Source organism: Streptomyces gelaticus, assembly GCF_014649535.1.
Classification (GTDB): Bacteria; Actinomycetota; Actinomycetes; order Streptomycetales; family Streptomycetaceae; genus Streptomyces; species Streptomyces gelaticus.
Genome location: NZ_BMTF01000024.1, coordinates 16113 through 31365 on the forward strand (window position 1 = coordinate 16113; position 15253 = coordinate 31365).

At 71.9% G+C, this 15253-nt stretch carries 11 protein-coding genes and 2 tRNA genes; 7 read left to right on the forward strand and 6 right to left on the reverse strand.

Translation table 11 applies throughout. The features are described 5' to 3' along the window. The first annotated feature begins 176 nt into the window (after window positions 1–176). The 4 genes from IE107_RS27480 to IE107_RS27495 all read left to right on the forward strand — a co-directional run bounded on the left by IE107_RS27480 (window position 177) and on the right by IE107_RS27495 (window position 5578). Entirely contained in the window at window positions 177–1511 is a 1335-nt protein-coding gene (locus tag IE107_RS27480) for a peptidoglycan-binding protein (protein ID WP_189547035.1), read from the forward strand. Window positions 1512–1536: 25 nt separating this feature from the next. Next, window positions 1537–3102 carry an SPFH domain-containing protein gene (locus tag IE107_RS27485; protein WP_229867280.1) on the forward strand — a complete coding sequence of 522 codons (1566 nt, stop codon included), beginning with the start codon at window positions 1537–1539 and terminating at the stop codon, window positions 3100–3102. 158 nt (window positions 3103–3260) lie between these two features. Continuing rightward, complete coding sequence (locus IE107_RS27490) at window positions 3261–3851, forward strand: lytic polysaccharide monooxygenase auxiliary activity family 9 protein (RefSeq protein WP_189547037.1); 591 nt, start codon at window positions 3261–3263, stop codon at window positions 3849–3851. Window positions 3852–3877: 26 nt separating this feature from the next. After that, window positions 3878–5578: an AMP-binding protein gene (locus IE107_RS27495; protein WP_189547038.1), complete on the forward strand. Its 1701-nt coding sequence runs from the start codon at window positions 3878–3880 to the stop codon at window positions 5576–5578. A 33-nt stretch (window positions 5579–5611) separates the two neighbouring features. Here the strand turns inward: IE107_RS27495 and IE107_RS27500 are convergent, their stop codons facing one another. The 4 genes from IE107_RS27500 to IE107_RS27515 form a co-directional block, all read right to left on the reverse strand. Further along, window positions 5612–7129: an MFS transporter gene (locus IE107_RS27500; protein WP_189547039.1), complete on the reverse strand. Its 1518-nt coding sequence runs from the start codon at window positions 7127–7129 to the stop codon at window positions 5612–5614. Window positions 7130–7260: 131 nt separating this feature from the next. Then, window positions 7261–7334, reverse strand: a tRNA-Lys gene (locus tag IE107_RS27505). 63 nt (window positions 7335–7397) lie between these two features. After that, entirely contained in the window at window positions 7398–8156 is a 759-nt protein-coding gene (locus IE107_RS27510; RefSeq protein WP_189547040.1) for an IclR family transcriptional regulator domain-containing protein, read from the reverse strand. A gap of 290 nt (window positions 8157–8446) precedes the next feature. Next, window positions 8447–9406, reverse strand: a complete 960-nt coding sequence (locus tag IE107_RS27515) for a D-2-hydroxyacid dehydrogenase (RefSeq protein WP_189547041.1) — start codon at window positions 9404–9406, stop codon at window positions 8447–8449. Window positions 9407–9554: 148 nt separating this feature from the next. On the opposite strand from IE107_RS27515, the gene IE107_RS27520 reads away from it, so the two are divergent. Both IE107_RS27520 and IE107_RS27525 read left to right on the forward strand, forming a co-directional pair. Further along, on the forward strand, window positions 9555–10349 hold the full coding sequence (locus tag IE107_RS27520) for a maleate cis-trans isomerase family protein (protein WP_189547042.1): 795 nt from the start codon (window positions 9555–9557) through the stop codon (window positions 10347–10349). A gap of 129 nt (window positions 10350–10478) precedes the next feature. Next, entirely contained in the window at window positions 10479–11576 is a 1098-nt protein-coding gene (locus IE107_RS27525; protein WP_189547043.1) for an LLM class flavin-dependent oxidoreductase, read from the forward strand. A gap of 22 nt (window positions 11577–11598) precedes the next feature. Here the strand turns inward: IE107_RS27525 and IE107_RS27530 are convergent, their stop codons facing one another. Continuing rightward, window positions 11599–13467, reverse strand: a complete 1869-nt coding sequence (locus IE107_RS27530; protein WP_189547044.1) for a putative bifunctional diguanylate cyclase/phosphodiesterase — start codon at window positions 13465–13467, stop codon at window positions 11599–11601. 408 nt (window positions 13468–13875) lie between these two features. Between IE107_RS27530 and IE107_RS27535 the strand changes: the two genes are divergently transcribed. Continuing rightward, window positions 13876–15090 carry a M6 family metalloprotease domain-containing protein gene (locus tag IE107_RS27535; RefSeq protein WP_189547045.1) on the forward strand — a complete coding sequence of 405 codons (1215 nt, stop codon included), beginning with the start codon at window positions 13876–13878 and terminating at the stop codon, window positions 15088–15090. A gap of 91 nt (window positions 15091–15181) precedes the next feature. Here IE107_RS27535 and IE107_RS27540 read toward each other — a convergent pair. Continuing rightward, window positions 15182–15253: transfer RNA gene (locus IE107_RS27540), tRNA-Lys, on the reverse strand.

The window sequence follows — 15253 nt, forward strand, 5'->3', positions numbered from 1 at the left end:
CTGGAGAACTCTACCCGAAGCCGGGGGGTGCTCCTGACCATTTACCGTCCAGCACGGCCTGTCGGATGGTCGTTTTTTCTCGTCTGTCCGTCAAAATGCGATATGTCAGGAGAGTTGAGACACTGGCGCCCGTGCAGATGCGCCCAAAGATCTTGACGAGTGCGGAGGGGAATCGCATGACTGTGCCGGCTTTCGAGGAGTACGTACCTGCCGTCGACTGCACCTGTGCGGGGTGCGTCGCACAGCGGCGGACCGCCGCCAGTGCACTGCCTGTGCGGTACGGAGGCCATCCGGCCGCGCATGGCGCGCGCCGCGCCCTGGTGCTGGCCACCGCGGCCGGAGTGGTGCTGGGCTCCGGTGTCGCCGAGGCGGCGGGCCCGACGGGCGACCGGGCGGCGGAGGCGGCCGGAGCCGCCCGGGCGGACCGGGAAGGGGACAGCCCGCAGGGCGGGCCCGGACCGCTGCGGGGCGCCGGCGCCGCGGGGCCGCCCTCGTCCACGACGACCACGCCCAAGCTGCGCAAGACCAGCCGGGCCGACATCATCAAGCGCGCGAAGAAGTGGGTGTCGGCCGAGGTTCCTTACAGCATGGTCAAGTACTGGTCCGACGGATACCGGCAGGACTGCTCCGGCTTCGTGTCGATGGCCTGGAACCTGCCCGGCAACGAGTGGACCGGCAGCCTCGCCGCGTTCGGGACGCGGATCGCGCGGGCGGATCTCCAGCCCGGCGACATCCTGCTCTTCCACAACCCGGCCGACCCCTCGAAGGGCTCGCACGTCACGATCTTCGGCGGCTGGACCGACTCCACGCACACCCACTACACGGCGTACGAGCAGACGAAGCCGCACACCCGCAAGAAGACGACGCCCATGGCGTACTGGAGCAACTCCGGCAGCTACGTCGCCTACCGCTACAAGGGCCTCAGCAGCGGCAGCGCCGGCAGCGGTTCCTCGGTGCCGGGGTTCCCGGGTACCGGGAAGTTCGGCCCCGGCGCCAGCAACAAGTACGTCACCCAGCTCGGCAGGATGCTCGTGGACCGGGGCGGCCGGCGCTTCTACGAGGTCGGCCCCGGGCCGGGCTGGGGCGACGCCGACCGGCGCGCGACCCGGGCGTTCCAGAAGGCCCAGGGCTGGAAGGGCGAGGAGGCGGACGGCATCCCCGGCCCCGACACCTGGCAGCTGCTGGCCGCCGGAACCGGCCGCGACATCCCCGGAACCGGATCCGGGTCCGGGGGCGGCGGAACGGGAGCCGGCCACGGCGACCCGGGCCCGGATTCGAAGTTTCCCGGGCGGGGTTATTTCCGGCCCGGACAGTCCAACGGCCATGTCGAGCGACTCGGCAAGCAGTTGGTGAAGAAGGGTTTCGGCAAGCACTACACGTCGGGACCCGGGCCCCGGTGGACCGAGGCGGACCGGCGCAATGTCGAGGCCTTCCAGCGGGCCCAGGGCTGGCGGGGCGGAGCGGCCGACGGCTACCCCGGCCCGGAGACCTGGCGGCGACTCTTCGGGTGACAGGACGGACATGACGGAGGCGGGTATGCGATCCACGGTGTGGGACAGCTCCGGAACCCCGGAGAACGGAAGGTCACGGGAGAAGGAGCGGGAGCCGGAGCCGGTCGGGGCGTGCGGCCCGGACCGGGTGGCGCCGCCCGGCCGGGAGGACGGCGGCCCGGACCGGCCCGCCGGTGCGGGGGCCGCGGTCGCCGTCCCGGCACTGGCGCCCGGCCCGGACACCGGCGCGGACGCCGGTTCGGACCCGTCGGCCGATCTCGTGGCGGATCCGGGCCCGGGCGAGGACCGGGACTCCGCGTTCGGCGCGACCCCGGCCCCGGCGTCGGTGCCGGTCCCGGCCGCGGCGTCGGGGGCCGAACCCGCCCCGCCCCCGCCCCGGCGCCGCGCGGCCCCCGACGCCGCCTTCGGCTCCCTCCCCGTCGCCGGGGGCGACGGGTCCGTGCAGCGGTCCGGCGGCACGCTGCGGGGGACCGGGCGCCACCACGCGGTCATCGGCAGCGAGCGGGCCGCGTCCATCCCCGTGCACCTGCTCTTCCGCGAGGACGCCGCGCGTGCCGACGCGGCCGCGCTCCCCGCCGGTGTGGTGCGGCGGGCACCCGACGGCGACCGGCCGCAGACCGGGGTGCGGCGTCCGCCCGCGCCGAGGGGGCCGCAGGTACGGCCCTCGACACGGCCGGCGCCGGTCGCCGACCCCCGGCTCGCCGAGCGGCCGGGCCCCGCGCTCCCCGGCTGGCTCGCGCTGCTCGCCGCACTCGCCGGGGTCGCCGCCGGTGGCGTCGTGCTCTGGTGGATCGGCGCGCTGCCCGCCGCCGCGCTCGCCCGGTTCGGGATCGGCTCGCGCCCGTACCACGGGATCGGGATCGGTGCCTGGTCGGCGCTCGTCGCGCTGGTGTCGGTGGTGCTCTTCGCGCTCGGCGGCCTGAGCCGGGGGCGTGTGGGGTACGCCTGGGTGCTGACGCTCTTCGGTGAGTACCGGGGGAGTGTGCGGCGGACCGGGCTGATGTGGATCAGCCCCCTGCTGCTGCGCCGCCGGGTCGACGTACGCCTGCGGCACTGGCGCAGCGAACCGCTCCCCGCCGTGGACGCCAACGGTACGGCGCTGCGCGTGGTCGTCCTCGTGGTGTGGCGGATCAAGGACACCGTACGGGCGGCGCTCGGGGTCGCCGACCACGAGGCGTATCTGCGCGAGCAGGTCGAGGCGGCGATGGCCCGGGTCCTCTCGCAGCTGCCCGCCGACGCCTTCCACGAGGACGCGCACACCCTGCGCAACGCCGAGGCGGTCGGGGACGCGCTGACCCGGATGCTGAAGGCGGACTGCGAGCCCGTCGGCATCGAGGTGTACTCGGCGCAGCCGACCGGAATCGAGTACGCGCCGGAGGTCTCCGCGGCGATGCAGCGCCGCCGGATCGCGGCCATCGACGCCAAGCACCGCGACAGTGTCCTGACTTCGGTCGTCGACGCGGTCGACGACACGGTCAGCCGGCTGACCGCGCGGGGCCTCGTGGAGCTCGACGACTACGAACGGAAGTCCCTGGTCAAGGACTTGACGGTGGCTTTCTACACCGGACGCAGCGGCGCGGAAGGGGCCTGAGGGGGCCGTGGGGGTGCTGGGCCGACCCAGCGGAATCGGACTCTCATTGGTCTGGACATGTTCATATCCCGTCAATAATCTAAGCCTTGGTCTAGACCGCAGAACGCGCGCGCAGCACGGCTCATGGAACCTCCCCCACGTTCTCGAGGAGCGAAGCAATGCGTAAAAGGGCAAGCGCGGCCGTGGTCGGCCTGGCAATCGCGGGCGTCTCGATGTTCGCGACGAGCACGGCCAACAGCCACGGCTACACCGACAACCCCATCAGCCGTCAGAAGCTCTGTGCCAACGGCACGGTGACGGGCTGCGGCAACATCCAGTGGGAGCCGCAGAGCGTCGAGGGCCCGAAGGGCTTCCCGGCGGCAGGTCCCGCCGACGGCAGGATCTGCTCCGGCGGCCACGGCGAGTTCGCCCAGCTCGACGACCCGCGCGGCGGCAACTGGCCCGCCACCCGGGTCACCGCCGGCCAGGGCTTCAGCTTCCGCTGGCAGTTCACCGCGCGCCACGCCACGACGGACTTCCGCTACTACATCACCAAGGACGGCTGGGACCCCACCAAGCCGCTGACCAGGGCCGACCTGGAGTCCCAGCCCTTCATGACGGTGCCGTACGGCGGCAAGCAGCCCCCGGCGACCCTGACCCAGCAGGGCACCATCCCCACGCAGAAGAGCGGGAAGCACATCATCCTGAGTGTCTGGAACATCGCCGACACGGCCAACGCGTTCTACGCCTGCTCCGATGTTCAGTTCTGACGCTTAGTCAGTTACCGTGCGGCGCCATGAGGAGCGCAGGCACCATAGCGGAGCTCGTACAGTGCCAATGGGGCGACCACCGGCCCGGACTGAGACATCGGGGCACCGTCCTCACTCATCACCAGGTCGCCTCGGGCGCTGCCGCACGGGCCGCGCTCCTGGCGGATCTGCTGTCGGCGGGCAGCGAACCGCACCTCGGGGTGCTGCTGGACAACACCCCTGAATTCCCCCTCTGGTTGAGCGCGGCGGCCCTGGCCGGGGCCGCCGTGGCCGGGATCAACCCCACCCGGCGCGGCGCCGAACTGGCCCGGGACATCCTGCACACCGACTGCCGGGTCCTGGTCACCGAACGCGCCCATCTGCCGCTCCTCGACGGCCTGGACCTCCCGGGCGTCCGGATGCTGGTCACCGACACCGACGCGTACGCCGGACTCCTCGCCCCGTACGCCGGAGCCGAGCCCGGCGACACGGCCCGGCCGGACATCGGCCCCGGAACCCGGATGCTGCTCTACTTCACCTCCGGATCGACGGGCGCGCCCAAGGCCGCGATCTGCACCCAGGGACGGCTGGCGGCGGCCGGGCAGTCGCTCGTCGACCACTTCGGCGTCCGCCGTGAGGACGTCCACTACATCTGCATGCCGATGTTCCACGGCAACGCCGTGATCGCCGACTGGGCGCCCGCGCTGGCCGGCGGGGCCGCCGTCGCGCTGCGCAGCCGCTTCTCGGCCTCCGGATTCCTCGACGACGTACGGGCGTACGGGGCGACGTACTTCACCTACGTCGGCCGCGCCGTGCAGTATCTGCTGGCCACCCCCGAGCGTCCGGACGACCGCGACCATCCGCTCCGGCTCGGCTTCGGCACCGAGGCCGGTGCGGTGGACGCGGCCCGGTTCCGGGAGCGGTTCGGGGTGCGGCTGGTGGAGGGCTACGGCTCCTCCGAGGGCGGCGCGGCGATCCAGCGGACGCCGGACACCCCGGAGCGGGCGATCGGGAGGGCCCCGGCCCGCGACGATCTCGCGGTCGTGGACCCGGAATCCGGCGAGGAACGCGCCACCGCCGTCTTCGACGCGGCGGGCCGGCTGGTCAACGGCGGCGAGGCGATCGGGGAGTTGGTGAACCGGGGGCGCACGCCCTTCGAGGGCTACTGGCGCAACGCGGCGGCGGACGCCGAGCGGACACGCGGCGGCTGGTACTGGACCGGGGACCTCTTCTTCCGCGACGCCGAGGGCTTCCTCTACTTCGCGGGCCGCACCGACGACCGGCTGCGGGTGGACAGCGAGAACCTGGCCGCCGCGATGATCGAGAACATCCTGGCCCGCTGGGAGGACGCGGCGGCCGTGGCGGTGTACGCGGTGCCCGACCCGGTCGCCGGGGACCAGGTGATGGCGGCGCTGGCCATGCGGGAGGGGACCGGTTTCGACCCGTCCGCCTTCGCCGCGTTCCTCGCCGCGCAGTCGGATCTGGGTACGAAGATGGCCCCCGGCTTCGTACGGATCGTCCCGGCGATGCCGGTCACGGCGACGAACAAGGTGCACCGCGTGGCGCTGCGCCGGGAGGGGTTCTGGTCCGGCGGGCCCGTGTGGCGACGAGGGCCGGGCGGCGGGTACGCGCCGCTCGACGGCGAGCAACTGGCGTCCCTGCTGGGCGAGTACGAGGCGCACGGGCCCGGGGTCCAGGCCCGTGCGGCGATCGGGGACACGGCGGCCACGCGGGCCGGCCCGCACTAGTGCCGCGGCCGGCAGGTTTGCCCCGTCGCGGCACTAGCTGGTCAGGGCCGGCATCTTCTGCGCGGCCGCCCCCGCGCCCCTGCGCAGCAGCGTCGCGGCCAGCACCGCCCCCAGCAGCAACAGCGCGGCCCCGGCCACCGAGGCGTACTGCATGCTGTGCACGAAGGCCTCCCGCCCGATCCGGATCAGCGAACCGTCACCGGTGGCCACCGCACCCGCGAGGGTCTTGCGGGCGACCTCCGGGGCGGAGCCCGGCATGTCCGCGGTGTAGATCGCGGTGGCCACCGCGCCCAGCAGGGCCATCCCCGTCGCACCGCCGAACTCCTGGCCGGTCTCCAGCAGCGAGGCGGCCGAACTCGCCTTCTCCGGCGGGGCCGTGGACAGCGCCAGGTCGGATACGAGCGCCATCACGGTGACGATGCCGCAGCTCATCACGGCGCAGCCGCCGAGCAGCAGCCCCAGGGAATCCGTGCCGGTCAGCGCAAGAACGGCGAAGCCGGCGGCGGCGATGACGAACCCGGCGCAGATGACCCGTGCACGGTCGGTCCGCTGGGCGATCGCCGTGGCCGTCGGGGCCGCGGCGCCCACCGCGAGCGAGGGCGCCAGGCTCCACAGCGCGGCCTCCATCGTGCCCATGCCGAGCACCGACTGCAGATACTGCGTGGTGAAGAACGAGGAGCCCATCATCGCGAACGCGGCCAGCGCGTTCAGCCCGATCCCCACCGCGAAGCCGCGGTCGCGGAACAGTTCGCGGCTGATCATCGCGTCAGCGTGGCCGCGCTGACGGCGGACGAAGAACCGGCCGACGAGCAGCCCGGCGGCGATGATCAGCCCGTTGCGCACATCGAGCCCATGGGCGGCGCTCTCCTTGATGCCGTAGATGACCGGCAGCACGGACCCCATGGACAGCGGCACGCTCAGGAAGTCGAACCTGCCGGGGTCCGGGTCCTTGAACTCCGGGACCAGTACCGGGACCAGTACCAGCAGCAGCACCATCGCCGGCACATTGATCAGAAAGACCGAACCCCACCAGAAGTGCTCCAGCATGATCCCGCTGAGCACCGAACCGAGCGCGACCCCGCCCGCCATGGCCCCCGACCAGATCCCCACGGCCCGGCCGCGCTGCCGCTCGTCGCGGAACATGTTCCGCACCAGCCCCATGGTCGACGGCATCAGCGTCGCCCCGCCGATCCCGAGCAGGGCGCGGGCCGCGATCAGCATCCCGGGGCTGTTGGCGTACGCGGCGGCGACGGATGCGGCACTGAAGGCGAACGCGCCCAGGAGCAGCAGCTTGCGGCGGCCTATCCGGTCGCCGAGCGAGCCCATCGTGATGAGCAGGCCGGCCAGGGCGAAGGCGTACACATCAAAGATCCAGAGCTGTTGGGTGGCGCTGGGGGCGAGGTCCCGGTCGATGGACGGGATCGCGAAGAAGAGGACGGAGACGTCCATCGAGACGAGAAGGAGGGGGAGCAGCAGGACCACGAAGGCGGTCCATTCCCGGCGACCGGCGAGGTTGCCGCGCTCGGCGGTGGTGCTCGTAGCGTTCGTCATGCCAGGAAATGTACGAGCGTTTAAAACGCTTGTCTAGTACGACTGTGTAAAACGTTCGTACATCTCGCCGGGCAGCAAAAAACGCACTGGGCGGTCCACGTGTGTACGTGAACCGCCCAGTGCGTTGTCTGTGCGCCGCCAGGGACTCGAACCCCGGACCCGCTGATTAAGAGTCAGCTGCTCTAACCAACTGAGCTAGCGGCGCCTGCTGACTCGAAAATAATACCTGCTTCCGAGGGGTGCTGATGACACCCCCGTCGGGCCGGTCCTAGAGCGCCATCGACAGGAGGACCGGCGCCGCCCGCCGGTTCAGTGTGTCGGCCGCCGAGCGCAGACGGTGCGCGTCCTCGATCGGCAGCGACAGCGCCAGGCAGCCCGCCGACGCCCCCGCCGTCAGCGGCACCGCCGCGCACACCGTGCCGACCGCGTACTCCTGGATGTCGAGCATCGGGACCGTGGCCGGCTGGCTGTCCAGCCTGGAGAGGAGCACCTTCTCGCTGGTGATCGTCCGTGAGGTGAGCCGGGGAGTCTTGTGGCGCGAGATGTGGTCGCGGCGGCCGTTGTGGTCGAGCTGGGACAGCAGGCACTTGCCGACCGCCGAGGCGTGCGCGGCCGAGCGGAAGTCCACCCACTCGTTGACCGCGGGGGTGAGCGGGCCGTCGGCGTACTGCGTGACCCGGATCTCGCCGTCGACGTACCGGCTGATGTAGACCGCCGCGCCGACCGAGTCGCGCAGCTGCGCCAGTGACTGCTGGAGCTTGGTCTCCAGGGCCTGTCTGCGGGCCGGTCCGGAACCGAGGAGCAGGAGCGAGGAGCCGACGACGTACGCGCCGTCGGTGACCTGCTCCACATAGCCCTCGCGGCGCAGTGTCAGCAGCAGGGAGGTGAGGTGGCCGACGGGCAGTCCCGTCTCGCGGGAGATCTGGGTGTCCGTCACGCCGTTGCCGTGCTTGGAGACCGTTTCGAGGACACGAAGGGCGTGCTGCACCGAATGGAACGGTGCGGTCGGTTCGGGCTTCAACGTCACGGTTTCCCCCACCAGGTTGTGACCGCAAGCTCTGCCCTCACGATAGCCGCCAGGACTCCTTTCCGGGGCGGCTGTCGGTGACTGGTCGACGGGCCGCCCCGTCGTGAGCTGGGGTGCATCCGTAAGGCATATGCCAGGGTCGCTTTCGTCCGACGAGTGGCGAGGTCACAGCGCTGCACGGGGGAACGCGCGGGTGCGCCCGCGCCCCGCGTCCGGAAAGATTTTTTCCGGTGAACCGAATTCGCTCGGCCGTTCAATGTCGAACATCGGTTCCCTTGTCGGCCGCGGTTTCACTCGCCCGGTTCCCGGACGGGTACGTAACCGCGCCGCTTGTCCACCACGTTCGGCAGGGGCTCACCGGCCGTCCAGAGCTCGTACATCGCGACGAACTGCTCGCTCAGCCGGTCCCGCCAGCCCGCAGTGTCGCCGCTCATGTGCGGTGACACGATCAGATCCGGTACGTCCCAGAGCGGACTCTGCGGTTCCAGTGGTTCCCGCTCGAACACATCGAGCGCCGCACCCGCGATCCAGCGCCTGCGCAGCGCCTCGGCCAGATCGTCCTCGACGACCATCGGGCCGCGGCCCACATTGATGAAGCGGGCCGACGGCTGCATCAGCCCGAAGAACCGGGCGTCGAACATGCCGCGGGTCGACTCGGTCAGCGGAGCAGCGCAGATCACCCAGTCGGCCAGCGCGGTCAGCCGGTCCAGATCCTCGGCGCCATGGATGGTGCGCCGCGCCCGTCGCCCCACGAGCGCCACCCGGACCCCCAGCGCGATCAGCAGCTTGGTGATCTCCCGCCCGATCGGCCCCGCGCCGACGACCACCGCGCGGCTGCCCGCGAGCCGGGTGCTCTCGCGGTGGCGCCACCGGTGCTGCCGCTGGAGCTCCAGCGTGCCGGGCAGGTCCTTGGCGAACGCCAGCACCAGGCCGGCCACGTACTCGGCGACCGGCCGCTCGAAGATGCCCCGGGCATTGGTCACCACCGTGTCGGAGGCCGTCAGTTCCGGGCAGAGCAGCCGGTCCACGCCCGTGCTCGCCGTGTGCACCCAGGCCGGGCGCGGACCGGCGCCGGGCCAGGCGGCCCGTACCGCGTCGGAGGTGAAGTCCCATACCAGCAGCACATCGGCCGACGGGAGCCGCGCGGCCAGTCCGGCCTCGTCCGTGTACCGGATCCGGGCGCGGCCGGTCAGCCGGCCCAGACGCGGGGACGGGTCGGTGTCCAGGACGAGCAGGGTGGGCTCTGACATGAGAGGCGGTCGCTCCGCTGCGTCTGGGATATGCGGATCGACCCACGCTCGCACCCATGCCCACACCCGTCAACAGGGCACCGGGGGAGTCGCGACATATGGGGGAATACTAGGAGGAAACAGGAACAGGGAGGGCGGACCTGTGGACATGACGACCGTCGGAATTCTCTACCCGGGCCACTTCGCGGAGGACGATTTCCCGCGGATGGAGATCCTGCTCGACGCCGTCAGGCTGGTCGTGAACCGCACCGATGTCGACGACGACGCCTACACGATCGACGCCCTGATGCGGACCGGCTCGCCCGAGCGCCTGGCCGCCGGGGTGGGGGAACTGCAACGCGCCGGTGTGGAGTGCGTCGTGTGGGCGAGCGGCGGCGGCAGCTTCCTGCACGGCTGGGAGGGTGCCCATGAACAGACCGCCGCCCTGGCCCGTGCGGTCGGTGTGTCCGCCTCCAGCACTTCCTTCGGCCTTGCCCACGCGGTACGGGAGCTGGGCGCCGGACCGGTCGCCGTCGCCTCCACCTACTCCGAGCGCGTCACCGGCCTGTTCGCCGACTTCCTGCACGCCGCGGGCATCGAGGTGGCCGGCACCCGCGCCGCCTCGCTCGGATCGGCCGCCGAGGCCGCCGCCTGGGACCTGGACCGGGTGAAGGAGCTCGCCGTCGCCGCCGACCGGCCGGAGGCGGACGTGGTGCTGCTGCCTGACACGGCGCTGCACACCGCCGGCCACGAGGCCGACCTGGAGGAACTCCTCGGCAAACCGGTCCTCACCGGGAACCAGGTCACCGTCCGCGAGGGACTGCGCCTGGCCGGCCGCCGCTCGTGGTCGCCGAGGCTGGGCCGGCTCTTCGCCGCCCGGGAGGCCCCGCCGGCCCCGGTGGCCTCCTGGGGTCAGGGCCGGGAACGCGCACACAGCGGCAGGCGCGACCGGACCGGGCGGTAGCCCAGGCCCCTCCCGGGCGCGCACGGGGAATAAACGGAGACGACCTCCTGTTATCCGCTTCCGGACGTACGAGCCGGACGTACGAGACGTACGAGCCGGACCGAGGCGCATCACCGGAGAGGCCAGGACGTGGACGAGATTCGAGGCGACGAGATCCGTGGCAGAGCGGAGGGAACGGCCCCCGTTCCGCTCTCCGTACTGGACCTGGTGACCGTGGGACAGGGCCGCACCGCCACCCAGGCGCTGCGCACCGGTGTGGACATCGCCCGGCTCGCCGAGCGCCGCGGATTCCACCGCTACTGGGTCGCCGAACACCACTCCATGCCCGGCGTCGCCTCCTCCTCCCCGGCCGTGATCCTGGCCCACCTCGCCGCTCGCACCGAGCGCATCAGGCTCGGCTCCGGCGGCGTGATGCTGCCCAACCACGCACCACTGGTCATCGCGGAGCAGTTCGGCACCCTGGAGGCCATGGCCCCCGGCCGCATCGACCTCGGCCTCGGCCGCGCCCCCGGCACCGACGGCGCGACGGCGGCAGCCCTGCGCCGCACCGACCGGCTGAACGAGGGCGCGGACGACTTCCCGCAGCAGCTCGCCGAGCTGACCCGGTTCCTGGACGACGACTTCCCCGACGGCCACCCCTACGCCCGAATCCACGCGGTCCCCGGCCCCGTCCAGGCCACGGCCGACGGCGGCGTCCAGTCGCCCGCCCGCCCGCCGGTCTGGCTGCTCGGCTCCTCCGGCTTCAGCGCCCGGCTGGCCGGTGTGCTCGGCCTGCCCTTCGCCTTCGCCCACCACTTCTCGGCCCGGAACACGATCCCGGCGCTCGACCTGTACCGGGAGTCCTTCCAGCCCTCCGCGGTGCTGGAGGCCCCGTACGCCCTGATCGGCGTCTCGGCCCTGGCCGCCGACGACGAGCGCGAGGCCCGCCGCCAGGTGCTCTCCGGCGCGCTGTCCATGGTCCGGCTGCGCACCGGCCGCCCCGGTCTGATCCCGACGCCCGAGGAGGCCGAGGCCTACGCCTTCAGCCCGATGGAGCGCGAGTTCGTCGACAGCTGGCTCGCCGACATCGTCCACGGCACCGCGGACCAGGTCCGCACCGGCCTCGACGGCCTGGCCGAGCGCACCGGCGCCGACGAGCTCATGATCACCGCCAACGCCCACAGCGGCGAGGCGAGGCTGCGCAGCTACGAACTGATCGCGGACGCGTACGGAATGCCCACGGCCTGACCCGGCCCCGCCGCGCGGTGGCTCAGACCTGCATCGGACCGGTGCCGATCAGCTCGGCGATCCGCTCCGGGGCCACCGCGCGCGAGTAGAGCCAGCCCTGCCCGGTGTCGCAGCCGATCCGGCGCAGCCGTTCCGCCTGGCCGGCCGTCTCCACGCACTCCGCGGTGACGGTCAGGCCCAGCCGGTGCGCCAGCTGCACCATCGCCTCGACGATCGTCTCGTCGGCCGGGCTCGGGTGGGCGCCGTCGTCGTAACGGAAGCCGCGTACGAAGGAGCCGTCCAGCTTCAGCACCGAGACCGGCAGCCGGCTCAGATAGGCGAGGTTGGAGTAGCCGGTCCCGAAGTCGTCGATGGCGATCCGCACGCCCATCTCGCTGAGCGACTGGAGCGCCTGGATCGGGCGGCCCGCCGAGCCCATCACCGCGGACTCGGTCAGCTCCAGCTGGAGCAGCGAGGGGTCGAGGCCGGTCTCGGCGAGGATCTCCGCGACATCGTTGACCAGATCGGAGTCCCAGACCTGGCGCACGGCGACGTTGACGCTGATGAACAGCGGCGGATCGGTGGGGTGCTCCAGCTGCCAGCGCCGGGCCTGACGGCAGGCGGACTGCAGCACCCACCGGCCGAGCTGGACGATCGAGCCGTCCTCCTCGGCGATCGCGACGAACCGATTCGGCGACAGCATGCCGAACTGGGGATGGTTCCAGCGGACCAGGGCCTCCACCCCGCGCACGACTCCATCGGCCATGCCGACCAGCGGCTGGTACTCGATGGTGAACTCGCCGCGCTCCACGGCGGGCCGCAGATTGGACGAGAGCGTCTGCCGGGTCATCCGATGGGCGTTGCGCTCCGGGTCGAAGACCGTCCAGCGGGCCTTGCCGTCCGCCTTGGCCCAGTACAGCGTGGTGTCGGCGGCCTGCATCAGACCGGTGGCGGAGGTGCCGGCCACGGGCCGTTCCACCACCCCGATCGAGGCCGACACCGAGAGCCGTTGCCCGGCCAGGTCGAAGGGCTGCTGAAGGGCGGCGAGGACGGTACGGGCCAGGTCGGTGAGCTGCTGCGTACCGGCGGAGTCCTCGACCAGGATCGCGAACTCGTCGCCGCCCAGACGCGCCACGAGATGGGCGCCGGAGCGGTGCGGGCCGTCCTGGGCCGCGCAGTCGGTGAGCCGTGCGGCGACGGCGGCCAGCAGCCGGTCGCCGATCCGGTGGCCCATCGTGTCGTTGACGGCCTTGAAGCCGTCCAGGTCCAGGTAACAGAGTCCGACCCGGCCGTGCCCGGAGGTGCTGTCGTCGTACCGCGGGTTCTCCAGGACGGCCGTGAGCCGTTCGAAGAACAGCGTCCGGTTGGGCAGCCGGGTCACCGGGTCGTGCATCTGGAGGTGGCGCAGCCGATTCTGCAGCTCGCGCCGGTCGCTGATGTCCGAGACGGACAGCAGCACCCGACCGCGTTCGGAGCCGGCCCCCGCACCCGCCCCCTGCTCGGGCATCGGTACGACGGTGACCTCGGCCCACAGGGCCCGTCCGTCCGGATGCTTGAGCTGGTGGGTGCAGCGGAACCGGGAGCGCCGCCCGTGCAGCACCTCCCGGTACGCGTGCCAGGTGCGGCCGTCCGCGGCGAGGTCGAGCAGATCGGCTGCGGACTGGTTGGTCAGCGCGGAGGCGGGTCGGCCGAGGAGGCCGCCGAGGGCCTCGTTGGCGGTGACGACCAGGCCCTCGTGACCGACGACGGCCATCGGGAGGGTGGCGGCCAGGAACGCGGCCCGGTAGCCGTGCGGCTCGGAGCACTCGGCTCCGACAGGGGGCCACGGAGTGTGACGTTCCGTGGTCGCCGGTCCTGCGGAATGCCGGGGTGTGCCCGCCGTGGGCCCGGGCCCTTCGGGGGTTCCGCTCACCGTTCGCTCCCGCCGTGCAGTTCTGTCCTGAACAGGTGTGGCCGGACTGGCCCGCCGCGCGGAGCGCCTGGGTCGAAGGCGGGAACCACGCGGGAAAGCCTGGTGAAGCATAGAGGTTGGTACGTCGGCCGTTCCAGCGCCCGACCCTTCCACGCCCCGCGTTCGCCCCGCTGGGCCATTCATACGTGACGCCGATTCACCCGTAACGGATCACTTCTGAGCGCTTGCGTCCTTCTGCAATGCCTCGGCGATCGATTGTGACTGTCTGTGAGGGTGAGGGCCTTGACCGATTGCTGACTCGACTGGGGCAGCTCAACAGGACGAAAGCCCCGGGCCATCACAGGGTGAGTGGGTGACCGCATCTCGCACCCGGAGGTAGATGTGCCGCGTCAGCACAGATCCGGGGGAGTGGAGAGGCCGAGCCTGCGTGCCGTGGGCGCCGCCGTGACCGCTCTTCTGGCTCTCGCTGCCACCTCCCTCGTCGCCGGGCCCGCCGTGGCCGCCACCGGTGAGGCCGGCCCCTGCGCCCTGCCCCGGAGGGAGGCGCACCACTCGCTCGGCGTGAGCGACTGGAACGGCGCCTATCCCCGCCCCGACCACGCCCTCGACGCGGTCATGATCTTCCTCTCCTTCCCGGACCACAACCCCGCCATGACCCCCGGGAAGCTCGCCGCCGACCACTTCCCCGCCACCACCCGGTTCTTCCAGCGCGCCTCGTACGGGAAGTTCACCCTGCGCCCGCACGTGGTGCGGCAGTGGATCCGGATGCCCAAGACGTCCGACAAGTACGACATACGCCGTGACTGGGACAACGACCGGCGCGGCTCCTATCTGCGCGATGCCGTCGCCGCGGCCGATCCGAAGGTCGACTTCTCCCGGTACGACATCGTCTATCTGGTCGCCGACCCGGACGCCCCGGGCGTCGACTCCGACGCCACCAAGGTCGTCAACTTCGACCAGCCGCTGCACGCCGACGGCACGGACATCCGCCGCGTCGTCACCGTCTTCGAACAGCACCCGCCGGACCGCAATGTGCTGGCCCACGAGACCGGGCACGTCTTCGACCTGCCGGACCTCTACCACCGGCCGTCCGACGGCAAGGGCGACTGGGACACCTACGTCGGCGACTGGGACGTGATGGGCAGCCAGTTCGGGCTCGCGCCGGATCTTTTCGGCTGGCACAAGTGGAAGCTGGGCTGGCTGGACCGCCGACAGGTGGTCTGCGTCCAGAAGAGCCGGGACATCACCCTGGAGTCGATGGCCGCCCTGCCCGAGCCCGGGGCCTCCATCGGCACCCGGCTCGCGGTGATCAGGACCGGCGAGGACAGCGCCGTGGCCATCGAGGCCCGCAGCGCCACCGGCAACGACAGCGTGACCTGCGCCGAAGGCGTCCTGCTCTACCGGGTGAGCAACGCAATCCCCTCCGGCGGCGGCCCGGTCGAGGTGCTCGACACCCACCCCCGCACCGACGCCTGCTGGGACCGCTCGGTCTACGCGCCGCTCGCCGACGCCCCGCTGCGGGTCGGCGAGACATACAGCATCCCCGGCGCACACGCCAAGGTCGAGGTCGCCGACCGGACACGGTCGGGCGCCTGGACGGTCCGGATCACCACCGGAACTTAGGGACTGTCCATCGGATCGAGGTCGAACAGTCCCTGAGGCGACTTTGAACACGAAGAAGCCCCCCGCTTCCGCGAGGGGCTTCTTCCGTCTGTGCGCCGCCAGGGACTCGAACCCCGGACCCGCTGATTAAGAGTCAGCTGCTCTAACCAACTGAGCTAGCGGC